The following is a 21896-nucleotide window of genomic DNA, read 5'->3' on the forward strand; positions in this document are numbered from 1 at the left end:
CTCGCGTGTTCAGGGGTTGGGCGGCGTCACCGACAGGATGATTTCGGTCGGGGCCTGCGACTGGTTCAGGTAGCGATGCGGCAGGCGCGAGTCGAACGAGATGCTCTCGCCCGCCAGCACCGGGTAGTCGACGCCCGCGATCTGTGCCACCAGCGCGCCCGCGACCACGTACACGCACTCAGTCGATGCATGGCCGCGCGGTTCGTCCGCCGACACCTGGCCCGGCTGCAGCACGGCACGCAGCACTTCGAGCTGGCCATTGCCGGCTGTCAGGCGCTCGTACCCGACCTGCCCCTTGGGCGCGGTGAGCAGCGAGCGTTCGCCCGGACGGCTGATCCACACCGAGGGCGGCGCGGGCTCGGAGAACAACGACGAGACCGATTCGCCGAACACGCCGGCCAGGCGGCGCATGGTTTCGAGGCTCGGGTCGGTGACCGAGCGCTCGATCTGGCTGAGCAGCGTGGCCGACACACCGGCCTGGGCCGCGAGCTCGCGCAAGGACAGGCCGCGCACGGTCCGCAGCTCTTTCAATCGCTCGCCGATCATCCGGTCGCTCCGTTATCTGTGCAGTGTGGCTTCATTGGGTGGCGATGGTATGTGCTGTGTGACTGCACGTCAATGGTGCACTCGCGTCACATTCGTGCATTGGCATTTCTTCGGGCAATGGCTGAAATCCAGCTTGCGCTTTTTGACAATCCGATTGCACACTCCAGCCAGTTTTTGTGCAGTATCACTTTACAGGAGCAGAGAGATGGTCGATACCCCTCCCGCGCGCAGCAGCGATTCACCCCGCCTCGGCCATCGATGGTTGCTGGTCTTCCCCTTCGTCTGGCAGGCCTGCCTCGCGCCGGCGGTGAACGACATTGCGGCCAGGCCTTTCGGCATGCCCTTTCCCATGTTCTGGCAGATGGCGGGCATCGTGCTCACGAGCGTGGTGATCGCGATCGTCTTCAGGCTCGACGCCCTGGCCGGCGTCGAGGCCGAAGAGGCCGACTTCCTCGACAGGAGCCTGAAGGCCGAAGACGCTGGCAAGAACGACAAGGACGGCGCGGCATGAAACTCGCAATCGTCCTCGCCATCCTGCTCGCCACCGTGGCAGGCGCCATGGCCTACGGCCGCCGTACGCGCCACGGCAAGAGCTTTGCGGACTGGGCCGTCGGCGGCCGCAGCCTCGGCACGCTCGTGTTCTGGTTCATGAATGCGGGCGAGGTCTACACCACCTTCGCGGTGCTCGGCATCTCGGGCTACGCCTGGGCGCTGGGAGCTCCCGCTTACCTCGCGTTCTGTTCCGTCTCGATGAGCTACGCGGTCGGCTACTGGCTGATGCCGAAGATCTGGCGCGCGGGACGACTGCGCGGGCTGCTCACGCAATCGGACTTCTTCGCCGCGCGCTACGACGCGCCCTGGCTCGGCGTGCTGACCGGCGTTGTGGGCATCGCGTCTCTGGTCGTGTATGTGCAGATCCAGCTCGTGAGCCTCGGGCTGATCGTGCAGCTCACGCTGGGCAACAGCATCTCGAGCGAAGCCGCAACCATCGGCGCGGGCGCGCTGATGATCGCCTTCGTGTTCGCGGCCGGCGTGCGCTCCGCCGCCTTCGCGGCTGGCGTGAAAGACGTCCTCATGGTCGTCGTCGTGGTGCTGCTGAGCGTGACGGTGGCCAGCAAAGTTGGCGCAGCCTCGCTGATGGATCTGTTCTCGATGGCGGAAGCCAAGCACCCGGGCATCGGCAAGTTCCCGGGGCTGGACGCCACCTCCCCCACCACGGCGATCTGGCTCATGACCTCGGCCATCAACATCGCGCTGGGCAACTGGGTCTTTCCGCACCTGTTCCAGATGTCGTACACGGCGCACAGCGCCACCGCCATCCGGCGCAACGCGATCTGGCAGCCGCTGTATTCGCTGGCCTACTTCTTCATCATCCTGCTCGGCTTCGCGGCCCTGCTGGCGAACACGCAACCGCCGGGCGGCAACCTGAACGCGGCGCTGCTGCAGTTCGTGTCGGACCGCTACCCGGCCTGGACGGTCGGGCTGCTGGCTGGCACGGGCTTTTTGCTGGCGCTGGCGCCGGGCTCGTTGCTACTGCTGACGGCGGGCTCGATCTTCACGCGCAACGTGGTGCGGCCGTTTCGCCCGGGGCTGGGCGAGCGCGGGTCGCTGGCCCTCTCGCGCGGCTCGCTGGTGGTGTTCGCGGCGATTGCGGTGTGGCTGTCGATCAGCCAGAAGGGCTCGCTGGTGAAGATCCTGCTCGACGCCTATTCGGCCATCGGCATGCTCGCGCCGGGTGTGTTCCTCGGGTTTCTGTGGAAGCGCACGAGCGCCATCGGCGTGCTGGCCGGCCTGGTCGCGGGCTTCGTCGCGCTGCTGGCGCCGTTCGCGGCGAAGTTCTGGGCGACCGCGGTGCCGCAGTGGGAAGCTGGGCTGATCGCGATGGCGATCAATGCGGCCGTGGTCGTGTCGGTGAGCCTGGCCACCCGGGCGCCGCAGCGCGATGCGGTCGCGCTGGGGTTGCAGATCCGGGCGGCTTGATCAGCCTTCCAACGCTTCCACGCGCAGCGTAACCACCGGGCCGGCCACTTCGTTCCGCGCCTGGAGCGCATGCACGGCGAGATCGAGCGCGCCCTGCACTACAGGCCCGGTCAGCACCAGCACCTGCGGCCCGGTGCCGGAGCATTCGGCCGCCAGTGCTACCTGCCGCACGGGCACCTTCTGCGCGGCGAGACAGGCGGTGACCGCCTGGATCTGGCCGACCGCGTGCACCGGCACACGCAGGTAGTGCGAGGTATCGACGGCCGCGCGCGGCAGCACCGACAAAGCATTCGTCGCATGCGCGTGAACGCCCAGGTGCGGCACGTGCTGCGAGGCGTCGACGCCATCGAGCCGCGCCACGTCCACGAGGTCGGCGATCACGGCCGAAGCTGTCTGCTCCGAGCCGGCGCCCGCACCGTAGTACATCGTGAGGCCAGCCGCGTCGCTCTTGACCATGACGGCGTTCATCGAGCCCTTCACGTGCGCCATCAGATGGTCTGCGGGTACTAGCGCGGGCTGCACGCGCAGTTCGACGCCAGATGCTTGCCGTCGCGCCACGCCCAGCAGCTTGATGCGGTAGCCGAGCTGTTCGGCACAAGCCACGTCCAGCCCTTGCAGGGCGGTGATGCCTTCCACCTGCGCGTCGGCAAAGCGCAGCGGCATGCCGAAAGCGTTGGCGGCGAGCAGGGTCAGCTTGTGGGCGGCGTCGGTGCCTTCGATGTCGAAAGTCGGGTCGGCTTCCGCGTAGCCCAGCGCCTGTGCTTGCGCGAGCGCGGCGACGAAGTCGAGACCCTCGTCGCGCATCTTGCTCAGGATGAAGTTGGTGGTGCCGTTGATGATGCCCGCCACCCATTCGATGCGGTTGGCCGCAAGGCCTTCGCGCAGCGCCTTGATGATGGGGATGCTCACGGCCACCGCCCCTTCGTAGGCCACGACCACGCCTTTCTCCCGCGCGGCCGCAAAGATCTCGGTGCCGTGCACTGCCAGCAGAGCCTTGTTGGCCGTCACCACGTGCTTGCCGTGCGCAATGGCGGCCAGCACCCAGTCGCGCGCCGGGCCGGTGCCACCTGCCACTTCCACCACCACGTCGACATCGGGGTGCGTGGCCACGTGCATCGCGTCGGCCGTGAGCGGAACGCCCTCTCCCACGATGCCGGCGGCCCGCTCCAGGTTGCGCGCGGCGACGATCACAAGCTCGATCGAACGGCCGGCCCGCGCCGCGATGTCGGCCCGGTTACGCGCCAGCACGCGGAAGGTGCCAGAGCCCACGGTGCCGATGCCGATCATCCCCACGCGCAGGGTACGAATGGCCGCGGGGCGGCTGTGCAAGGGCTCGAGGGATTCAACGGGATCGCGGTACATGGACATCTCCAGACGAAAAGACAAAACCCAGCTGCCAGAGCTGGGTTCATTCGTTCGGGGAGAGAGCGATACACCAGGTGGCTGCCGGAACGGCCACCTGCGCGTGTCAGGTGACCGCGGTGGTAATGGTGGTAATCATTCGAGCAACAACCATCGCCTGCGCGGAGGCAGGCGGCATCATGCGAGCCATCAGGGCTGCGTTGGATGCGGAGTGGGAGTTGTGGCTCGACATGAAGGCCCGGAGTGTACAGGAGCCCGGCGGCGTCCGGCTCAGGGCGCAGCCGAGAGCCGTTTTTCGAGCCACACGCTGTAGCGCGAGAGCCCGAAGCACAGCACCCAGTACACGGCCGCGATGAAGAGATAGCCCTCGAGGTAGAACGGCCGCCACGTCGGATCGCCGCCGAGCGCCAGCCCCAGCGCGCCGGTCAGCTCGAAAAGGCCGACCACGGTGACGAGCGAGGTGTCTTTCAACGTGCCGACCACGCTGTTGGTGAGCGCGGGCACGACGAGGCGCAGCGCCTGCGGCAGCACGATGTCGCGCTGCACCGGCCAGCGGCCGAAGCCCAGCGCCATGGCCACTTCGGTCTGTCCGCGCGGTACGGCCTGCAGGCCACCGCGGATGATTTCCGCCAGATAGGCAGCCACGAACAGCACGAGGCCCGCGAGCACCCGCACCAACACGTCGGGCTGCCATCCGGCCGGCCACAGCAGCGGCAGCAGGAACGAGGCCATGAACAGCACCGAGATCAGCGGCACGCCGCGCACCAGCTCGATGTAGCTCGCGCTCAGCGTGCGCACCACGGGCCAGCCCGAGCGGCGCCCCAGCGCCAGCAGCAAGGCCAGCGGAAAGGCCAGCGCCAGCCCCACCACCGCCAGCCCGATCGTCAGCGGCAGGCCGCCCCAGCGGCTCGTCGGCACCTGGGACAGGCCGAGCACGCCGCCGCGCATCAACAGTACGAACAGCAGCAATGCGACGGCCCAGAGCGGCACCAGCCACCAGCGCCAGCTGCGCGGCCACGCACTGAGCATCGTGACAGCGGACAGCACGACCACCGCGATAGCAGGCCGCCACTGCTCCTCATACGGAAAGCGCCCGAACAACATCGGCCGCCATTTCTCGGCCACCACGCCCCAGCAGGCGCCATGTTGAACAGCACGGCAGGCCTCGGCGTCGGCCCGGAACACCGCATGCACGATGCCCCATTCAATGACGTGGAAGCCGCCCCACGCCAGCAGCGCCAGCAGCAGCACCGTGGCAAGCGAGCGCAGCGGCGAACCCCAGAGTTCGCTGCGCCATGCGATGGGGCCTTGTGCAACGTTCCTCATCGCCAGCCCCGCAGCGCGACGCGCGCGTTGTAGCGATTCATGCCGAAGGAGATCAGCAGCGACAGCAGCAGGTAGACCGCCATGATGATCGCGATGCACTCGAAGGCGCGGCCGTTCGAGCCGATGGTGGTGTTGGCCACCGACACCAGCTCCGGATAGCCCACGGCCACCGCCAGCGACGAATTCTTGGTGAGGCTCAACAGCTGGTTGGTGAGCGAAGGCACGATCACCCGCAGCGCCTGCGGCAGCACGACGATGCGCAGTTGCTGCACCGGCGACAGCCCCAGCGCCTGCCCCGCGAGCACCTGCCCCTGCGACACCGACAGGATGCCCGCCCGCACGATCTCAGCCACGAAGGCGGCCGAATAGAAGCTCAGGCCCGCGACGATGGTCACGTACTCGGGGCTCAGCGCCGCGCCGCCGCTCACGCCGAAGTCACCGCGCTCGGGAAACTCGAAATGCAGACCGCCCTCGCCCACCATGGGCCACGGCACGCTGAGCCCGCCCTTGCTGAGCCACACACCCGGCAGCAGCCGAACCGGCTCGGTCGGGTCGGGCAGCAGGTTGGCCATGGCAAAGGCCAGCATCAGCAGTTGCACCAGCAGCGGCACGTTGCGCAGCAGTTCGACGTACGCGGTGCAGATGCCGCGCAGCAGCACGTGCGGCGCGAGCCGTCCGATGCCGATGAGTGTGCCGAGCACGACCGAGAAGATCGCCGCCGGCACGGCCGCGCGCACCGTGTTGATCAGGCCCGCGAGAAAGGCGCGCCAGAACGGCTGGCTCGCATCGAAATCGAGCCAACCTTCGCTGATCGAAAAGCCCGCGGGCTCGGTGAGAAAGTCGAAGCCCGAGCGAACCCCGCGCGCGCGAAGCACCTCGAGCGCATGGTGCACCACCCAGACCGCGCCGGCCACCACGGCCAGCACCAGCAGTGCCTGGACGGCCCACGCCAGCCAGACCCCGCGGCGCGAGGCCCCGCCGTTCATCGAACCGGGGGTGCGTAGATCAGACCGCCCTTGCTCCAGAGGTTGTTGGAGCCGCGCGGCAGCTTCAGCACCGACTTGGGACCGACGTTGCGCTCGAACATCTCGCCGTAGTTACCCACGGCCTTGATCGCGCGGAACGACCAGTCCTTGTCCAGGCCCAGCAGCTTGCCGAGGTCTTCACCGGTGCCGACCAGGCGCTGCTGCGCCGGATCCTTGCTGCTGGCCTTGAGCTCGTCGGCATTGGCCTGGGTAACGCCGAATTCCTCGGCCTCGATGAGCGCGTTGGGCACCCACTTGGCAATGGCGAACCACTCGTCGTCGCCGCGGCGCACCAGCGGCGCCAGGGGCTCCTTGGAGATCAGCTCGGGCAGGATGATGTAGTCGTCGGGGTTCGGAGCCTCCTTGTTGCGCAGGCCGGCCAGCGCCGAGGCGTCGGTCGTGAAGGCCTGGCAGCGACCCGAGAAGAAGGCCTTGAACGAAGCCTCGAAGCTCTCGAAGACGACCGTCTTCACCGGGATATTCTGGGCACGGAAGTAGTCGGACACGTTCTTCTCGTTGGTGGTGCCCGACTGCGTGCAGATGGTCGCGTTCTTGAGCTGCTTGGCGCTCGTCACCTTGAGCTTCTTCGGCACCAGGAAGCCCTGGCCGTCGTAGTAAGTGATGGTGGTGAAGTTGAAGCCCAGCGAGGCGTCGCGCGTGAGCGTCCAGGTGGTGTTGCGCGCGAGGATGTCGATCTCGCCGGCCTGCAGGGCCGAGAAGCGCTGCTGTGAGTTGAGCGGCACGAAGTCGACCTTCTTGCCGTCGCCGAGCACGGCGGCTGCGATGGCGCGGCAGGTGTCGACGTCGAGGCCCGACCAGTTGCCCTGCGTGTCTGGCGCGGAAAAGCCCGCCACGCCGTTGGTCACGCCGCACTTGACGGTGCCGCGCTGCTTGACCGCGTCGAGCGTCTTGCCGGCGAAGGCCGGTGCGGCCGCGGCCAAGGCGATGACGGAGGCGGCTGCAAGCAGTGCCGGGCGGAATCGATTGTTCATTGGTGTGTTCTCCTCAACAGTAGGCAAAAGGCAGTGTACGGGCCGACACCAGACTCTGCCAAAGAACTCCGGGTTGGATGCATATGCGCCGCAAAAGCTGGCTCGAAGCGTCGCAGGTTCACTACCATACGGCCCTCCAATCAACCACTCCAATGGAATCCACACAAATGGTCAAATCCGACGACACCGGCAAGTTCATCCTGCGCGTTTCGCTTGGCGTCCTGATCCTGCTGCACGGCATCGCCAAGCTGCAAGGCGGCGTCGGCTTCATCTCCGGCATGCTGGCCCAGCACGGGCTGCCGGGCGCGCTGGCCTATCTGGTCTATATCGGTGAGGTGGTGGCGCCCGTGCTGCTGATCATCGGCCTCTACACGCGTCCCGCCGCGTGGATCGTGGTCATCAACATGCTGGTGGCATTCGCGCTGGTCCACATGAAGGACCTGACCTCGCTCGGCAAGCAAGGCGGCTGGGCGCTGGAACTGCAAGGCATGTTCCTGTTCGCGGCGCTGGCTCTCGCCTTCATGGGCGGTGGCCGCTTCGCGCTCAGCAGTAAATACAACTGATCAGGTTCGATCAGTCGTCGTCGGCTGCATCGAGGCCCGGAAACAGAACCTCGGTGTAGCCGAAGCGCGAGAAATCGCGCACCCGCATCGGGTAGAGCTTGCCCAGCAAGTGATCGACTTCATGCTGCACCACGCGCGCATGAAAGCCGATGGCGACCCGGTCGATCGGGTCGCCGTACGGGTCGAAACCGGTATAGCGGATGTTGGCAAAGCGCGGCACCACGCCGCGCAGGCCCGGCACCGACAGGCACCCTTCCCAGCCCTCTTCTTCCTCGTCGTTCAGCGGCGTGATGACGGGATTGAGCAGTACGGTGCGTGGCACCGGCGGCGCATCGGGATAACGGGGGTTCACGACATCGGTGCCGAAGATCACGAGCTGCTGGTCCACGCCGATCTGCGGCGCGGCTAGGCCGGCGCCGTTGACCGCATGCATGGTCTCGAACATGTCGCGCACCAGCAGGTGCAGTTCGTCGGTGTCGAAGGCAGCTACCGGCTGCGCGATACGCAGCAGCCGGGGGTCGCCCATCTTGAGGATTTCGCGGATGGCCATGGCGGGATTATCGCGACAGCCCCGCGCCTTCGTTCGTCCCTGGCGGGATCAGGGAGGGCTTTGCGTCTTGGAGTCCGGCGAGGTCCAGAAGCGCGCATTGCCGCGCGGCTGAGTCGGGATGGAGCCGGGACCGCCACCTGCGATCGGCGGTCGCACCACGGCCGGAGGCCGGCCGCCACCCCAATTCGGCGGACGCGCCGCCGGATAGCCCGGACGCACGGCCGGATAAGCCGGACGGCCGTAATAAGGACGACCACCGTCGTAATACGGACGGCGCTCGTAGTAGCCGCCACCGTTGATGTAGACCGGCGCAGGCGCCACGACCACGGGCGCAGGCTCGCTGTAGTAAGGCCCCGACGAATAGCCCCCGCCGTAGTAGGGATCGGCAGGCACGCCCACGCAGCCGCTCAGCAGCGCAACGCCGCCGAGTGCAACACAGGCACCGAGAACTCGAATTTTTTGCATGAGGGACTCTCCTTGTGGCCTTCAATTAGCTTTCAACGCCAGGTTGTAGACCCTGTTGACTGCGCTGCGATGAAGTCGCGTAACGGCCGGTAAAGAGGATCTGCCGTCACGTTTCCCCGCTCACTCGCCCGCGTCTTCTGCCGGGACACCGTTGGCGAGTATCTCCAGCATACGCGCCTCGTCGATGATCTCGACGCCGTTCTCGCGTGCCTTGTCGAGCTTGCTCCCGGCCTCTTCCCCGGCCACGAGGTAATGGGTTTTCTTGCTGACGGAGCCGGAAACCTTGGCACCGGCCGCCTCCAATTTATCCTTCGCTTCGTCGCGGCTCAGCGTAGGAAGGGTACCGGTGATGACGAAGGTCAGGCCCGCCAAAGGCTTCGGGGCACGCGCGGCCGGCTCGCCCTCTTCCCATGTCAGTCCGCAGGCGCGCAGCTGCTCGACCACTTCGCGGTTGTGCGGCTGGTCGAAGAAGGTGCGCAGGCTTTGCGCCACCACCGGGCCAACGTCGTTCACTTCGAGCAATTGCTCTTCGGTCGCGTCCATGATCGCGTCGAGCTTGCCGAAGTGCTTGGCCAGGTCTTTCGCGGTGGTCTCACCCACGTGGCGAATGCCAAGGCCGAACAGGAAGCGCGGCAGCGTGGTCTTCTTCGAGGCTTCGAGCGCATCCACGAGGTTCTTCGCCGACTTCTCGGCCATGCGCTCCAGCCCGGCCAGCGTGGTGAAGCCCAGCTTGTAGAGATCAGGCAAGGTGCGGATCAGGTTGGCATCGACCAGTTGCTCGACCAGCTTGTCGCCAAGGCCGTCGACGTCGACCGCACGCCGCGCTGCGAAGTGCAGGATGGCTTCCTTGCGCTGCGCCGCACAGAACAGGCCGCCAGTGCAGCGGTAGTCGACCTCGCCCTCTTCGCGCACGGCCTCCGAATCGCACACAGGACATTTGTGCGGCATGGTGAACTGCGCACCGCGCTCGCCCTCGGGTTTTGCGAGGCTTTCGGGCACCACGCCGACCACCTCGGGAATCACGTCGCCCGCGCGACGCACGATCACCGTGTCGCCCACACGCACATCCTTGCGGCGCGCTTCGTCTTCGTTGTGCAGCGTGGCGTTCGTCACGGTCACGCCGCCGACGAATACCGGCGCGAGCTTGGCCACCGGCGTGAGCTTGCCGGTGCGCCCGACCTGGATCTCGATGCCGACCACTTCGGTCAGCTGCTCCTGGGCCGGGTACTTGTGAGCCACGGCCCAGCGCGGCTCGCGTGAGACAAAGCCAAGTTGCCGCTGCAACTCGATGCTGTCGACCTTGTAGACAACGCCGTCGATGTCGTAGGGCAAGGCATCGCGTTGGCGCCCGATGTTTTCGTGGAATGCTATGAGTTCGATAGCACCCGTAGCTCGTGCCGTCTGCGTCGCCACAGGAAAGCCCCATGCGTGGAACTGCTGCAGCCAGTCGAACTGCGTCGGGCAATCTGGCCCGCCTTCGGCCGCCGGCGTGACCTCGCCCAGCCCGTAGGCAAAGAAGCTCAGGGGCCGCGCCGCGGCAATCGCCGGGTCGAGCTGACGCACCGCGCCGGCCGCGGCATTGCGCGGATTGACGAACACCTTCTCGTTCTTCTGCCCGTCCGCAATCTTCTGGCGCTGGCGCTCGTTGAGCGCGTCGAAATCGGCGCGCTTCATGTAGACCTCGCCGCGCACTTCGACCACGGGCGGTGCCGTGCCGTTGAGCCGCAGAGGGATCTCGCGCACGGTGCGGATGTTCTGCGTGACGTCTTCCCCCACCTCGCCGTCGCCGCGCGTGGCAGCCTGCACCAGCACACCGTTCTCGTAGCGCAGGTTCATGGCAAGGCCATCGAACTTCAGCTCGCAGACATAGCTGACCTGCGGCCCGTCCTCGGGCAAGCCCAGTTCCTTGCGCACGCGCGCATCGAAGGCACTCGCGCCGCCGGGCGTGATGTCGGTCTCGGTGCGGATCGACAGCATCGGCACCTTGTGGCGCACCTTGACGAAACCGTCGAGCACCTTGCCGCCCACGCGCTGCGTCGGCGAATCGGGCGTGCGCAGATCGGGAAACTCGGCCTCGATGGCCTGCAGGCGCTGGAAGAGCTTGTCGTACTCCGCGTCCGGCAGTTCGGGCGTGTCGAGCACGTAGTAGAGGTGGGCGTGCCGGTGGAGCTGTTCGCTCAGTGCGGCGGCTTCGCGTGCCGCTTCGTCGCGCGTCGTCATGGGGTGTCTCCCGAAGGTCGGAGTTGTTAGCTGAAGAGGCGTCGCGCCAGCGGAGAACCCGCAGCGAGGTCGCGCGCATCGAGCGTGTCGTAGAGCTGCTCGAGGTCGGCGCCGATCACGTCCATCGTCTCGTCGCGCAGCAGCTGGCCGTCGCTGTCGGTAACCACGCCGTCCATTTCGCGCGCCAGCGTTGCGGCGGCTTCGCGCATGCGGCGGAACGGCTCCTCGCCGCGGTCGACCTGCGGCACATCGAGGCTCAGGCTGAGTTCGCGAATGGCGGATTGGGCCGGGTCGTCAGCCAGTGCGGCCTGCGTGTCGAAGGCCAATCCGAGGATCGGCGGCAAACCAACTTCGCTGGTCGGCAGCACCATGCGCCCCGGGATGATGCCGGCCACGAAGCCGAGCCGCGCCGCGTTCTGCTGCACATAGCCCGGGCTCCAGGCCGCATGCAATGCGCGCAGGACAAAGCCCAGCTGCGCGTCGTGCGCGCTGGCGAACTGGTCGAGCTCGCGGGCACGCGCCACTTCGTCGAGCATCTCGGGGAACTCGGGTGCACCGTTGACCGCGTCGGCAAATGCCTGCGCCTTGACCACGAATTCGGAGTACTCGATTTCGTTGAGCGCGCCCGTGCGATTGGCCAGCTGCACGCCGACCTGGAAGGCGCTGTAGCGCTGACCGGGCACGGGCGGCTCCCATTGGCCGTTGTGTTCGTTCAGGCCCTCGATGGCCACCGGCTTGCTGCCCGCGCGCCGCGTCGACGGCATGGCGGCAATGGCGGCGTCACCGGACGCGAGCCCGTCGAGCGAGATTGGCGCGATCACGTCGATCAGCGGATCGAGCCCGCCGCGGCGCTCGCCGGTCGGCACGGGCACGCCGCTGGGCGCCGGCAGGTCGGGGTCGAACAGGGGCTCGTGGCGGTCGGCGCCCTGCTGCACCTGGTACGGGTCGACGTGCAGCATCGGCTCCGCGCCGTCGGGCGAGCCCGACATTGCGCGCTCCGCATCGGCCAGCGCGAGGTCGACCGCATCGGGCTGGCGCGGCGCATTGCGGCGCGACATCAGCGTGTTGTAGGCAACGACGGCCGCGAGAACGAGACCGCCGAGGATGGCCAGGGCGAGAGTGAGATTGGTCATGGGTGCCGCTCGGCTTACGCGGCTTCGACCATCGAGACCGCCGACTCCATGTCGACCGCGACGATGCGCGACACGCCCTGCTCCTGCATCGTCACGCCGATCAGTTGCTCGGCCATTTCCATGGCGATCTTGTTGTGGCTGATGAAGAGGAACTGGGTTTCACGGCTCATGGCGGTGACGAGTTTGGCATAGCGCTCGGTGTTCGCGTCGTCCAGCGGCGCGTCCACTTCGTCGAGCAGACAGAAAGGCGCCGGGTTCAGCTGGAAGATGGCGAACACGAGCGCAATGGCCGTGAGCGCCTTCTCGCCGCCCGAGAGCAGGTGGATGGTCTGGTTCTTCTTGCCCGGGGGCTGGGCCATCACCTGCACGCCGGAGTCGAGGATTTCGTCGCCGGTCATCATGAGCTTGGCATTGCCGCCGCCGAACAGCTCGGGGAACATGCGGCTGAAGTGCTCGTTGACGATCTTGAAGGTGCCGCCGAGCAGGTCGCGCGTTTCGGCGTCGATCTTGCGGATGGCGTCTTCGAGCGTGCCGATGGCTTCGTTCAGGTCAGCCGACTGGGCGTCGAGGAAGGTCTTGCGTTCGCTCGCAATGGCAAGTTCGTCGAGCGCGGCCAGGTTCACCGCACCGAGCGCGACCACTTCGCGGTTGAGGCGGTCGATTTCGCTTTGCAGGCCGGTGAGCTTGACCTTGTCGGTTTCGATCGACTGCTCGATGGCTTCGAGGTCGGCGCCGGCGTCGTCCAGCAGTTGCTGGTATTGCTCGACGCCCAGGCGCGCGGCCTGCTCCTTCAGCTGGAACTCGGTAATGCGCTGGCGCAGCGGGTCGAGTTCGCGTTCGAGCTGCAGGCGGCGCTCGTCGCTGGCGCGCAGCTTGAGAGTGAGGTCGTCGTACTGGCTGCGCGCCGAACCGAGCGCAGCTTCGCGCTCGAGCTTGAGGGCCAGCGCATCCTGCAGGCCGGCTTGCGCGGCGGCGTCTGACAGGCGGCTCAACTCGGCGCGGGCGCGCTCGTCTTCGTCGGTCAGCGCCACGGTCTGCTGCGCAGCGGTTTCGATGGAGCGGTTGAGCTCCGCGCGGCGGGCTTCGAGCGTGCGCTGCGAGAAGGTCGCTTCCTGTGCCTGGCGTTCAAGGCTGCGATGCTGCTCGCGGCTCGCGGCCAGCGCGCGGCCGGCCTCGATCACGCGTTCGTCGAGTTCGGCGTGGCGCTCCTGGCTGTCTGCCAGTTGCATGTCGAGCTCTTCGAAGCGGCCTTCGGCAGCGATGCGTTTTTCTTGCAGTTCTTCGAGCTGCGCATCGACTTCGCCGAGGTCGGCCGCCAGCTGCTGGCTGCGGGCGCGGGTCTGCTCGGCGAGCTGCGTCATACGCAGGGTCTCGACCTGCAGTTCGTGCGCGCGCGACTGGGTTTCGGCGGCTTCGCGCCGCGCGGTCACGAGGCGCTGCGCAGCGTCGGCATAGGCCGCTTCGGCGCGGACCAGCGCGGTGCGCGCCTCTTCGTTGATGAGCGTCTGGGCGCGCAGCTGGCGCTCCAGGTTTTCCATTTCCTGCTGGCGGGCCAGCAAGCCAGCCTGCTCGGAATCAGGTGCGTAGAAATTGACGCTGTGCGAGGACACGGCATGGCCGCTCTGCACGTAGATGACCTCACCCGGCTGCAGCGCGGCGCGCTGGGCCAGCGCTTCCTCGAAGCTCGCGGCGGTGTAGCAGCCGTGCAGCCAGTCGTTCAGCAAGGCCTGTTGCCCCGCGTCGTTCAGGCGCAGCAGGCTCGACAGGCGCGGCAGCGCGGCCGTGCCTTCGGGTGCTCCGGCGGCCGGCGGGCTGTAGAAGGCGAGCTTGGCGGGCGGCGCGTCGTTGCCGAAGGCGCGCACCATCTCCAGGCGGCTGACTTCGAGCGCGCCCAGGCGCTCGCGCAGCGCGGCTTCGAGCGCGCTTTCCCAGCCCTGTTCGATGTGGATGCGGCTCCACAGGCCCTGCAGGCCGTCGAGGCCATGCTTGGCGAGCCAGGGGGCCAGCTTGCCGTCGGTCTTGACCTTTTCCTGCAGCGCGCGCAGCGCTTCGAGGCGGGCCGAGTACTCGGCGTGGCGGGCGCCCTCGGTGTTGACGGCCTGCTGCTTGGCGCGGCGGTCGTCGTCGAGCTGCGGCACGGCTTCCTGCAGCTCGTGCAGGCGCGCTTCGGCTTCGCTGGCGGCTTCCTGCGCCATGGCGTGCTGCTCCTGCATGTCGAGCAGGCGGGCTTCGTCGGGCGCGGCCAGCGCATTCTGGTCGGCGCGCAGGCGTTCGCTGCGCTGCGTGAGCTGGCGGCTTTGTTCTTCGATGTTGCGCTGGTCGGCGGCCAGCACCTGGATCTGCTGCTGCACCTGCGACACGGTCGTGCGCTGGGTGTTGGCCTCGTCCTGGGCGCGTTGCACGGCCTCTTCGAGGTCGGGCATGCGCGCGTCGTGCTCTTCGAGCTGGGCGGCCAGCATGATGGCCTGCTCTTCAGCGTCTACACCCGCGCCGGCCAGGGTTTCGATCTCGGTTTCGGCTTCTTCGCGGCGACGGCCCCACTGGCCCATTTGCTCGCGCAGTTGCACAAGACGCTGCTCGACGCGCTGGCGGCCTTCGACCACGAAGCGGATCTCGCCTTCGAGCCGGCCAACTTCGGCGCTGGCCTCGTAGAGCTTGCCCTGCGCCTGGTTGACCTGGTCACCGGCCCCGTAGTGGGCCTGGCGCACGGTTTCGAGCTCGGCCTCGATGTGGCGCAGGTCTGCCGTGCGCGATTCGAGGTCGTTGATGGCCTTTTCGGAATCGGCCTTGATCTTGGACTGGTCGGCGTTGCTTTCGCTGCGCTTCAGGAACCACAGCTGGTGCTGCTTCTTCGTGGCGTCGCCCTGCAGCGTGTTGTAGCGCGCGGCCACCTCGGCCTGCTTTTCGAGCTTTTCGAGGTTGGCGTTGAGTTCGCGAAGAATGTCTTCGACCCGCGTGAGGTTCTCGCGCGTGTCGCCCAGGCGGTTTTCGGTTTCGCGGCGGCGCTCTTTGTACTTGGAAACGCCCGCGGCTTCTTCGAGGAACAGGCGCAGTTCCTCGGGCTTCGATTCGATGATCCGGCTGATCGTGCCCTGGCCGATGATGGCGTAGGCGCGGGGGCCGAGGCCCGTGCCCAGGAACACGTCCTGCACGTCGCGGCGGCGCACCGGCTGGTTGTTGATGTAGTAGCTGCTGGTGCCGTCGCGGGTGAGCACGCGGCGCACGGCGATTTCGCCGAACTGGTTCCACTGGCCGCCGGCACGGTGATCGGCGTTGTCGAACACCAGTTCCACGCTCGAACGGCTGGCCTGCTTGCGCGTGGTCGTGCCGTTGAAGATCACGTCCTGCATCGATTCGCCGCGCAACTCCGACGCGCGCGACTCGCCGAGCACCCAGCGCACCGCGTCCATGATGTTCGACTTGCCGCAACCGTTGGGCCCGACAACACCGACCAGTTGGCCCGGCAGCAGGAAGTTGGTGGGTTCGGCGAACGACTTGAAGCCCGAAAGCTTGATGGAATTAAGACGCACGACTTGTCGGCCTGCCTTGGCTGTAGCGCCAAGGTATTGATTTGTAAGGAAAATTGCACGGGCCCGCAGCTTGATGCAGGCCGCCGCCCCAGCCGTGGATGATAACGTCAGGGCATGAGCGATTCCCCGGTTTCACCCCTTGCCGTAAGACGAACCTGGCTGCTGGCGGGCACGGCCGCCCTGCTCGGTCTTGCCGGCTGCTCGTCGGTACGCGACACCCAGCGCGCCGAACCCTACAACAACCAGGAGTGGCTGCAGTCCGGCGCCAACCGCATCGCGAACCTGTCATTGCGCGACAACCTGCAGTCGGTGCGACGGGTTCAGAGCACGCTGTACAAGCGCAACCCGCGCGAATGGCGCAAGTCGGCAGCCAGCATGGACGAGGCCACCCAGCGCGCCTGGGACGCCGTGCTCAAAGGCCCGCCCCTGCCCGAGTTGAAGGGCGCCACCGGCATCGACGCGATCCGCATGGCCTTCGACACCGGGCCGCAGGGCTACCAGGGCGACCGCGTCGCGGCACTGGTGGTTGGCTGGGCCACCATGCTCAAGCAGGCCAACGGCGACACCTGGGACCAGACCATGATCGACGGCGTCAACGCCGAAAACAGCTTCCGGGCCGCACGCAACTTCGAGATCTCGCTCTGGCTCATTTCCTCCAAGACCGGCCCCGACGGCCAGCCGCTGCTGCTGGCCACCGAAATCAGCGACCGCGGCCGCAACCTCGTGGCCGACCGCGAACTGTCGAAGGTGGTGGCGCGGCTCGATCTGCTGGCCGCCCAGGCCGACGAGAAATACCGCCGGGCGGCACTCGACTTCGGCCAGAACTGGGTGATGGGCGTGGTCATGCCCTTCTTCACGCTGCTGCCCAAGTGAGGTCGCGGGGGAATGCAGCATAGGAAAGATATTTCCCAAATCTGCATCTGCGGTAATATGTTTCCGTGAACAAGCAGGAACTCATCACCACCCTGACTGCCCGCCGCGAGGCCGCCGGCATCTCGAATGCCGAGATCGCGCTGCGCTCTGGGCTCACCGAGCGCTCCGTGCGCAACGCCCTGAGCCTGCGTGGCAATCCGCAGCTGTCGTCCCTGTTGGCGCTGGTCGATGCGCTGGGGCTCGAGTTGCAGCTTGCGCCCAAGGGCTTCGGTGAAACGACGGCAACCGATGCCGGCTATCGCCCCGTGACCACGCGTGTCGGCCATGCCGTGGCGCAGGCGCCCGCCCCGCCCTACGTCAAGCGCCGCTCACCGCCATGAACGTCAAGATCCTCGAGATTTCGCTCGGCGCACGCCGCTTCGGCAAACTGTTCCAGTACGCCGACCTGTGCCGCTTCGTGGCGGAACCCGACCTGGTCGCCAGCCCATCGCTCGAAGTGCTGTCGCTCTCGATGGTGGCGAGCGATCCGCCCACCCAGTCGGCGCTGTGGAGCGACGTCAAGAACCCGTTGTTCAACGCCCAGAGCGGCCTGCTGCCCAGCTTTTTCCAGAACCTGCTGCCCGAGGGCGTGCTGCGCAGCCACATCGCGCAGCTTCGCGGCTGCCGCGAGAACGACTATTTCGAGCTGCTCGCGGCCTGTGGCGGCGACCTGCCCGGCGCCGTGAGCGCCAGGCCAGTGTCGGTAGACCGCGGCACGCTGCAGCGGCTCATCACGCAGGACCAGGACGCGCTGGAGATGTCGGTGGTCGAGCTGCCGATGCCGCAGGGCATTTCGGTCTCCGGCGTGCAGCCCAAGCTGGGCCTGCGCCGCCAGGGCGGACGGTATGTTGCCCGCACACGGGCCGGTGCGAGCACCCGGGTCATCGCCAAGCTGCCGGTGGCTGGCCGGCCGCACATGCCGCAGCTCGAAATGCTGTCGCTGCAGATGGCGAGCGCGGCGGGCGTCGAGGTTTGCCATGCCGAACTCGCACCGCTCTCGGCCATTGCCGCAGAGCACAGCTATGCGCTGCCCGACGAGCCCGAGTTTCTGGCAGTAACGCGTTTCGACCGCGACGGCGCGCGCCGCATCCACTTCGAAGATTTCGCGCAGGTGCTGGCGATCGACCCGATGCGCAAGTACAGCGGGAGCTACCTCGACATGGCGCTCGCAATGCGCGCCTTTCCGTCGCTGGGCGACGAAGCGGTGCTCGAGCTCGTGCGGCGCCTTGCGGTGAACGACCTCCTCGGCAACCCCGATGCGCATCTGAAGAACTTCGGCGTGCTGTACCCCGATGGCATCGCGCCGCGCTTTGCCCCGGCCTACGACATCGTCGCCTACGCAGCGCTGCAGGGCGTCGACGGCCACGCCTTGCCATTGCTGCCCGCAGCCGCCAGCGCGGCCAGGCGCACGGCCCTGTTCACGCCCGCCAGCGTGCGCGCCTTCTGCTTCTCGACCGGGCTGCACGAGCCGCTGGTGCGCCGTGTGATCGCCGACACCGCGCGGCTCGCCCGCGACAAGTGGCCCGCAATGATCGAAGCCTCGGCGCTGCCGGCCCCTTGGAAGAAACGGCTGCAGCAGCGATTGCAGGCACATCCCTTGCTGCAAGCCATTTCAAAAGGTGGCAAACAAAAAGAAAAAGCAGCCCCCTAGAATGAATCCGCCCTCCACCCCTCCTCAACCCATTCGAGGCAGCATCAACTCATGAGCTCCATCAATTTCATCGGCGGCGAAAAAGGCGGTGTCGGCAAGTCGGTCACCGCGCGCGTGCTAGCGCAGTACTTCATCGACCACAGCCGCCCCTTCACCGGCTTCGACACCGACCGCTCGCACAGCTCGTTCACCCGTTTCTACGAAGGCTTTGCCTCGCCCGTGGTGGTCGACAGCTTCGAAGGACTCGACACGGTCGTCAACGGCTTCGAGACCAACCCGCAGCAAAGCGTGATCGTCGACCTCGCGGCCCAGACGCTGGCGCCACTGTCGCGCTGGATCAAGGAGTCGGACCTGTTCGACGTGTTCGCCGAGATTGGCGTCACAGTCAATTTCTGGCACGTGCTGGACGACGGCAAGGACTCGACCGACCTGCTCGGCTCGCTGATCGACACCTTCGGCAACCGACCCAACTACATCGTGGTGCAGAACTACGGGCGTGGCAGCGACTTCGGGATGCTGCTGGGTTCGCAATCGCTTTCGAAGGCCACGGCCAATGGCGCTCGCGTGATTGCGCTGCCGCGTTTGCATGACGCGAGCATGCGCAAGATCGATGCGCAGAACACCAGTTTCTGGAAGGCCGTGAACGACCGCGAAGGGCCACATGCGCTGGGGCTGCTGGAGCGCCAGCGCGTGAAGTCTTGGCTGGCTACGGTTTACGCCGCGTTCGACACGCTGCCGTTGTAGGTTTTATTGGGGCCGCCCAAGGGCACAGCACCCACCGACCAGCGCCCCTAGATCATCCCGCCATTGATCGAGATCACCTGCCCCGTGATGTAGGCCGCCTCGTCGCTGGCCAGGAAAGCAGCCAGCGCCGCCACTTCCTGCGGCGTCCCCGCCCGCTTCACCGGCACCATCTGGTTGATGACCGCCTGGTCGAACACTGCATCCGCCATCGGCGACGCGATGATCCCGGGCGCGATCGCATTCACCGTCACGCCGCGCGATGCAACTTCGAGCGACAGCGCCTTGGTCGCACTGTTCAGCGCCCCCTTGGCAGCGGCGTAGTTGACCTGCCCCCGGTTGCCCGCAATCGCGGCCACCGACGAGATGTTCAAAATGCGGCCCCACCGCGTGCGCATCATCGGCAGCAGCAAGGGCTGCGTGACGCGGAAGAAGCCGTTGAGCGACACGTCGATCACCTTGTGCCACTGCTCGGCGCGCATGCCCGGCAGCACGGCGTCGTCGTGCACGCCCGCGTTGTTGACGAGGATCTGCACCGCCCCGCCCTCCAGGATGCGCGCGCAAGCTGCCGCCGACGCCTCGTCGCTGCGCAGGTCGAACACGTGGCATTCCGCCTTGCCTCCTGCAGCCGTGATCGACGCCGCCAGTTGCTCGACCGCCTCGGGCCGCGAATTGGCATGCAGCAGCACCGTGGCGCCGTCCCGAGCCAGGCGTTCGGCCATGGCGGCGCCGAGTGCGCCGCTTGCGCCTGTGATGAGTGCGCGTTTTCCTTCGAGGCTCATGGCGATGTCGTGCTTTCTTGTTGTTCTGCTGCGAGCGGCGTGTTCAGGACCACGACGGCACGGCCTTCGGCCAGCATGCGGCCGTCGTCGGCCTTGACGGTGAATTCATAGAGGATCTGGCGATCGTCACCCGACAGGCGCCGGGCGCCCACCTGCAAGGCGCCGGGCACGTCGTCGAGGCGTGCCACCGCCAGCTTCACATTGCGCGCGCTCGCCAGGAAACCGGCCGATGGCGCGCTGCCCTCGGTGGCCAGCAAGCCGCCATGCAGCGCCATGGCCTGCGCCGCGTATTCGATTGCGTTCGGTGCGAGCAGGCCGCCTTCCGTGCGCAGCGGGTTGCCCGCTTGCGCATGGGTCGTAGTGCTGCAGTGGATCGCGTCGGCGTCCCAGCTTTCGAGCCGTTCGAGCAGGCACATGCTGCCGCTGTGCGGAATGCGCTGCGCAATGCCTGCGCGGTCGAGCGTCTGCGGTGCAGTCAAGCTGCGGCCTCCAGGTCGGCGACCAGCAGTACGTTGGCAAACGGGGTACCTTCGCTCATCGGGATGCTCTGCACCCGGAAGCCCAGGCGCTGCAGCAGCGCGGTCCAGTCGGACAGCGGACGGCCCCAGGTCGGCGAGACCTTGTGGCCGCGAATGCGTGTCACGGTGCGGTCGACCCACTGGCTGATTGCGAAGCCGCGGCGACTCGACGCATCGCCCACGCGCAGCAGCAGCCGTGCGTGCGGATTGCCGCCACGGCGCAGCGCGTCGCGCACGCGCTGGAGCACACCTTCCTGCGCTTCGAGGTTCACGTAGTGCAGCACGTCGAGGATCACGACGAGGTCGCAGTCCGGCAAGGCAGCCGAGCACATGTCGGCGCAGACGAGCCTGGGCGTGGGCTCCAGATGGCCAATGGAGGCCTCGGCGCGCGCCACGTCCTTCGGCATCAGCTCGATGCCGGTGTAGTCGGCGCTGTGCGGCGTGGCGAGCCACGCTGACGGCCAGCGGCCCTGCTTCTGCATCGCGCTCATCGATGCCAGCAGGCTTGCGAACAGGCCTTGCCCGCAGCCGATGTCGACCACGCGCTGGTGCGGCGCGCCAAACAGCCCGCGTTCGAGCAGCCCGCGAAACACCGGGTCGCGCCCCAGCTTGCCGCGTGCGAAGTGCCAGGCGAAGCTGCCGCCTTTTTTGTAGGGAATGGTCGCGGCTTCATGCAGCTCGCGCCAGGCGCTATCGGTCGACAACATCACGGCGCTCATTCGGAAACCTCCGCGCTTCGCGCTACGGTGCGAGCGCCTTCGGGCGGCCGGGCGGCGCTCATGACTTCAATCCTTCAGGCAGGGTCACGGAGCGCAATCCATCGGCGCGCAGGCGTTCGAGCAACAAGGGCAGTACCTCCAGCAAAACAGGTTGTCCAGCAACGGTGCGCGCGGCATTGCCGTCGTGCAGCAACAGGATGTCGCGCGCCTGCAGGTTGTGGCTCAGGCGTGCCAACACCTTGGCGGCGTCGCCTTCGCGCGTGTCGAAGCCGCGCCGCGTCCAGCTCACGAGCGAGAGGCCGAGGCGGTGCAGCACGGGTTCGAGAAACGGGTTGCGCAGGCCAGCGGGCGCGCGGAAACAGGTCGGGCGCTGGCCGGTGACGTCGCTCAGGATGTCCTGCGCCCGCGCGATCTCGGCGGCGAAACCGCGCGGCCCGAGAAAGGAAAAATTGTGCCGGTGCCGCGCCGTGTGGTTCTGGATGCTGTGGCCGCGCGCCACGATCTCGCGTGCCAGTTCGGGGTGCGCCAGCACGCGCTCGGCAATGCAGAAGAAGGTGGCGCGCTGGCCGTGCGCGTCGAGCAGGTCGAGCACGCGCGGCGTTACCTCGGGCTCCGGCCCGTCGTCGATGGTGATCGCCACTTCGCGCCGCGCCGCGGCCGCTTCGGGCAGCCGCGTGACATTAGGGCCCAGCAGGCTGCTGCGCGGCGTCAGGCCGGCACCGGTGATCAACGCATGGTTCAGCACGATCGCGCCGATGGCCCACGGCAACGCGCCCGGCACCAGCACGCCCGCACCGATGGCCGCGACGTGCCACGCCGCGCTGGCGCGGATGGCAGGCGGCCAGGGCCAGGATTCGGTAGGTGCGGGAGCGATGGACATG

Annotated in this window: 21 protein-coding genes; 7 read left to right on the forward strand and 14 right to left on the reverse strand. The window is 67.2% G+C overall.

Translation table 11 applies throughout. The annotated features are described in order from the left end of the window. Positions 1–9: 9 nt before the first annotated feature. The gene (locus ACN9MV_RS17435; protein WP_093056923.1) at positions 10–546 is read right to left on the reverse strand and encodes a cupin domain-containing protein; all 537 of its coding nucleotides are present in this window, start codon (positions 544–546) and stop codon (positions 10–12) included. Between the two features lie 205 nt (positions 547–751). Between ACN9MV_RS17435 and ACN9MV_RS17440 the strand changes: the two genes are divergently transcribed. Both ACN9MV_RS17440 and ACN9MV_RS17445 read left to right on the forward strand, forming a co-directional pair. Continuing rightward, a complete protein-coding gene (locus tag ACN9MV_RS17440) occupies positions 752–1057 on the forward strand; it encodes a DUF3311 domain-containing protein (RefSeq protein WP_093056924.1) in 306 nt (101 codons plus the stop codon). Continuing rightward, positions 1054–2526 carry a sodium:solute symporter family protein gene (locus ACN9MV_RS17445; RefSeq protein ID WP_426388787.1) on the forward strand — a complete coding sequence of 491 codons (1473 nt, stop codon included), beginning with the start codon at positions 1054–1056 and terminating at the stop codon, positions 2524–2526. The genes ACN9MV_RS17440 and ACN9MV_RS17445 overlap by 4 nt, the downstream gene beginning before the upstream one ends. Here the strand turns inward: ACN9MV_RS17445 and ACN9MV_RS17450 are convergent, their stop codons facing one another. The 4 genes from ACN9MV_RS17450 to ACN9MV_RS17465 form a co-directional block, all read right to left on the reverse strand. Beyond that, positions 2527–3888 (reverse strand): homoserine dehydrogenase, encoded by a 1362-nt coding sequence (locus tag ACN9MV_RS17450; protein ID WP_426388788.1) that lies wholly within the window; start codon positions 3886–3888, stop codon positions 2527–2529. A gap of 270 nt (positions 3889–4158) precedes the next feature. Further along, the gene (locus ACN9MV_RS17455) at positions 4159–5214 is read right to left on the reverse strand and encodes an amino acid ABC transporter permease (protein ID WP_426388789.1); all 1056 of its coding nucleotides are present in this window, start codon (positions 5212–5214) and stop codon (positions 4159–4161) included. After that, the gene (locus ACN9MV_RS17460) at positions 5211–6200 is read right to left on the reverse strand and encodes an amino acid ABC transporter permease (protein WP_093056928.1); all 990 of its coding nucleotides are present in this window, start codon (positions 6198–6200) and stop codon (positions 5211–5213) included. Before ACN9MV_RS17460 ends, ACN9MV_RS17455 begins: the two co-directional genes overlap by 4 nt. Further along, a complete protein-coding gene (locus ACN9MV_RS17465) occupies positions 6197–7231 on the reverse strand; it encodes an amino acid ABC transporter substrate-binding protein (protein WP_093056929.1) in 1035 nt (344 codons plus the stop codon). The genes ACN9MV_RS17460 and ACN9MV_RS17465 overlap by 4 nt, the downstream gene beginning before the upstream one ends. Before the next feature lie 167 nt (positions 7232–7398). Here ACN9MV_RS17465 and ACN9MV_RS17470 point away from each other — a divergent pair, with 167 nt between their 5' ends. Continuing rightward, positions 7399–7794 (forward strand): DoxX family protein, encoded by a 396-nt coding sequence (locus ACN9MV_RS17470; protein ID WP_093073981.1) that lies wholly within the window; start codon positions 7399–7401, stop codon positions 7792–7794. A 10-nt stretch (positions 7795–7804) separates the two neighbouring features. Here the strand turns inward: ACN9MV_RS17470 and def are convergent, their stop codons facing one another. The 5 genes from def to smc form a co-directional block, all read right to left on the reverse strand. Beyond that, the gene (gene def, locus ACN9MV_RS17475; protein WP_426388791.1) at positions 7805–8344 is read right to left on the reverse strand and encodes a peptide deformylase; all 540 of its coding nucleotides are present in this window, start codon (positions 8342–8344) and stop codon (positions 7805–7807) included. A 48-nt stretch (positions 8345–8392) separates the two neighbouring features. Next, the gene (locus ACN9MV_RS17480) at positions 8393–8809 is read right to left on the reverse strand and encodes a hypothetical protein (RefSeq protein ID WP_093056932.1); all 417 of its coding nucleotides are present in this window, start codon (positions 8807–8809) and stop codon (positions 8393–8395) included. A 120-nt stretch (positions 8810–8929) separates the two neighbouring features. Continuing rightward, positions 8930–11029, reverse strand: coding sequence for an NAD-dependent DNA ligase LigA (gene ligA, locus ACN9MV_RS17485; RefSeq protein ID WP_426388792.1), 2100 nt, complete (start codon positions 11027–11029; stop codon positions 8930–8932). Between the two features lie 26 nt (positions 11030–11055). After that, the gene (locus tag ACN9MV_RS17490) at positions 11056–12162 is read right to left on the reverse strand and encodes a cell division protein ZipA C-terminal FtsZ-binding domain-containing protein (RefSeq protein ID WP_093056934.1); all 1107 of its coding nucleotides are present in this window, start codon (positions 12160–12162) and stop codon (positions 11056–11058) included. 14 nt (positions 12163–12176) lie between these two features. After that, the gene (smc, locus tag ACN9MV_RS17495; RefSeq protein ID WP_093056935.1) at positions 12177–15692 is read right to left on the reverse strand and encodes a chromosome segregation protein SMC; all 3516 of its coding nucleotides are present in this window, start codon (positions 15690–15692) and stop codon (positions 12177–12179) included. A gap of 114 nt (positions 15693–15806) precedes the next feature. Between smc and ACN9MV_RS17500 the strand changes: the two genes are divergently transcribed. From ACN9MV_RS17500 to ACN9MV_RS17515, 4 genes are all read left to right on the forward strand, one after another. Further along, positions 15807–16565, forward strand: a complete 759-nt coding sequence (locus tag ACN9MV_RS17500) for a hypothetical protein (protein ID WP_093073975.1) — start codon at positions 15807–15809, stop codon at positions 16563–16565. Positions 16566–16630: 65 nt separating this feature from the next. Continuing rightward, positions 16631–16945: a helix-turn-helix domain-containing protein gene (locus tag ACN9MV_RS17505; protein WP_097199169.1), complete on the forward strand. Its 315-nt coding sequence runs from the start codon at positions 16631–16633 to the stop codon at positions 16943–16945. After that, positions 16942–18255: a type II toxin-antitoxin system HipA family toxin gene (locus ACN9MV_RS17510; RefSeq protein ID WP_426388793.1), complete on the forward strand. Its 1314-nt coding sequence runs from the start codon at positions 16942–16944 to the stop codon at positions 18253–18255. The genes ACN9MV_RS17505 and ACN9MV_RS17510 overlap by 4 nt, the downstream gene beginning before the upstream one ends. A 51-nt stretch (positions 18256–18306) precedes the next feature. Continuing rightward, positions 18307–18999, forward strand: coding sequence for a mobilization protein (locus ACN9MV_RS17515; RefSeq protein ID WP_093056939.1), 693 nt, complete (start codon positions 18307–18309; stop codon positions 18997–18999). A gap of 47 nt (positions 19000–19046) precedes the next feature. Here ACN9MV_RS17515 and fabG read toward each other — a convergent pair whose 3' ends face one another. Genes fabG through ACN9MV_RS17535 form a run of 4 tightly spaced genes read right to left on the reverse strand, consistent with a single transcriptional unit; the run spans position 19047 to position 21895 of the window. Then, positions 19047–19778 carry a 3-oxoacyl-ACP reductase FabG gene (gene fabG, locus ACN9MV_RS17520; protein ID WP_307615111.1) on the reverse strand — a complete coding sequence of 244 codons (732 nt, stop codon included), beginning with the start codon at positions 19776–19778 and terminating at the stop codon, positions 19047–19049. Beyond that, positions 19775–20257, reverse strand: coding sequence for a hydroxymyristoyl-ACP dehydratase (locus tag ACN9MV_RS17525; protein ID WP_426388794.1), 483 nt, complete (start codon positions 20255–20257; stop codon positions 19775–19777). Before ACN9MV_RS17525 ends, fabG begins: the two co-directional genes overlap by 4 nt. After that, the gene (locus ACN9MV_RS17530; RefSeq protein ID WP_426388795.1) at positions 20254–21015 is read right to left on the reverse strand and encodes a class I SAM-dependent methyltransferase; all 762 of its coding nucleotides are present in this window, start codon (positions 21013–21015) and stop codon (positions 20254–20256) included. The genes ACN9MV_RS17525 and ACN9MV_RS17530 overlap by 4 nt, the downstream gene beginning before the upstream one ends. A 58-nt stretch (positions 21016–21073) precedes the next feature. After that, positions 21074–21895, reverse strand: a complete 822-nt coding sequence (locus ACN9MV_RS17535) for a polysaccharide deacetylase family protein (RefSeq protein ID WP_426388796.1) — start codon at positions 21893–21895, stop codon at positions 21074–21076. Position 21896: the final 1 nt, after the last annotated feature.

The organism is Variovorax sp. R-27 (assembly GCF_049913215.1).
Lineage (GTDB): Bacteria > Pseudomonadota > Gammaproteobacteria > Burkholderiales > Burkholderiaceae_C > Variovorax.

Coding starts and splice junctions, on each gene's coding strand:
- ACN9MV_RS17480 (WP_093056932.1), bottom strand. CDS start 8,809: ATGCAAAAAATTCGAGTTCTCGGTGCCTGTGTTGCACTCGGCGGCGTT.
- ACN9MV_RS17460 (WP_093056928.1), bottom strand. CDS start 6,200: ATGAACGGCGGGGCCTCGCGCCGCGGGGTCTGGCTGGCGTGGGCCGTC.
- ACN9MV_RS17490 (WP_093056934.1), bottom strand. CDS start 12,162: ATGACCAATCTCACTCTCGCCCTGGCCATCCTCGGCGGTCTCGTTCTC.
- ACN9MV_RS17445 (WP_426388787.1), top strand. CDS start 1,054: ATGAAACTCGCAATCGTCCTCGCCATCCTGCTCGCCACCGTGGCAGGC.
- def (WP_426388791.1), bottom strand. CDS start 8,344: ATGGCCATCCGCGAAATCCTCAAGATGGGCGACCCCCGGCTGCTGCGT.
- ACN9MV_RS17470 (WP_093073981.1), top strand. CDS start 7,399: ATGGTCAAATCCGACGACACCGGCAAGTTCATCCTGCGCGTTTCGCTT.
- fabG (WP_307615111.1), bottom strand. CDS start 19,778: ATGAGCCTCGAAGGAAAACGCGCACTCATCACAGGCGCAAGCGGCGCA.
- ligA (WP_426388792.1), bottom strand. CDS start 11,029: ATGACGACGCGCGACGAAGCGGCACGCGAAGCCGCCGCACTGAGCGAA.
- ACN9MV_RS17440 (WP_093056924.1), top strand. CDS start 752: ATGGTCGATACCCCTCCCGCGCGCAGCAGCGATTCACCCCGCCTCGGC.
- ACN9MV_RS17500 (WP_093073975.1), top strand. CDS start 15,807: ATGAGCGATTCCCCGGTTTCACCCCTTGCCGTAAGACGAACCTGGCTG.
- ACN9MV_RS17455 (WP_426388789.1), bottom strand. CDS start 5,214: ATGAGGAACGTTGCACAAGGCCCCATCGCATGGCGCAGCGAACTCTGG.
- ACN9MV_RS17450 (WP_426388788.1), bottom strand. CDS start 3,888: ATGTACCGCGATCCCGTTGAATCCCTCGAGCCCTTGCACAGCCGCCCC.
- ACN9MV_RS17435 (WP_093056923.1), bottom strand. CDS start 546: ATGATCGGCGAGCGATTGAAAGAGCTGCGGACCGTGCGCGGCCTGTCC.
- ACN9MV_RS17535 (WP_426388796.1), bottom strand. CDS start 21,895: ATGTCCATCGCTCCCGCACCTACCGAATCCTGGCCCTGGCCGCCTGCC.
- ACN9MV_RS17515 (WP_093056939.1), top strand. CDS start 18,307: ATGAGCTCCATCAATTTCATCGGCGGCGAAAAAGGCGGTGTCGGCAAG.
- ACN9MV_RS17530 (WP_426388795.1), bottom strand. CDS start 21,015: ATGAGCGCCGTGATGTTGTCGACCGATAGCGCCTGGCGCGAGCTGCAT.
- ACN9MV_RS17465 (WP_093056929.1), bottom strand. CDS start 7,231: ATGAACAATCGATTCCGCCCGGCACTGCTTGCAGCCGCCTCCGTCATC.
- ACN9MV_RS17510 (WP_426388793.1), top strand. CDS start 16,942: ATGAACGTCAAGATCCTCGAGATTTCGCTCGGCGCACGCCGCTTCGGC.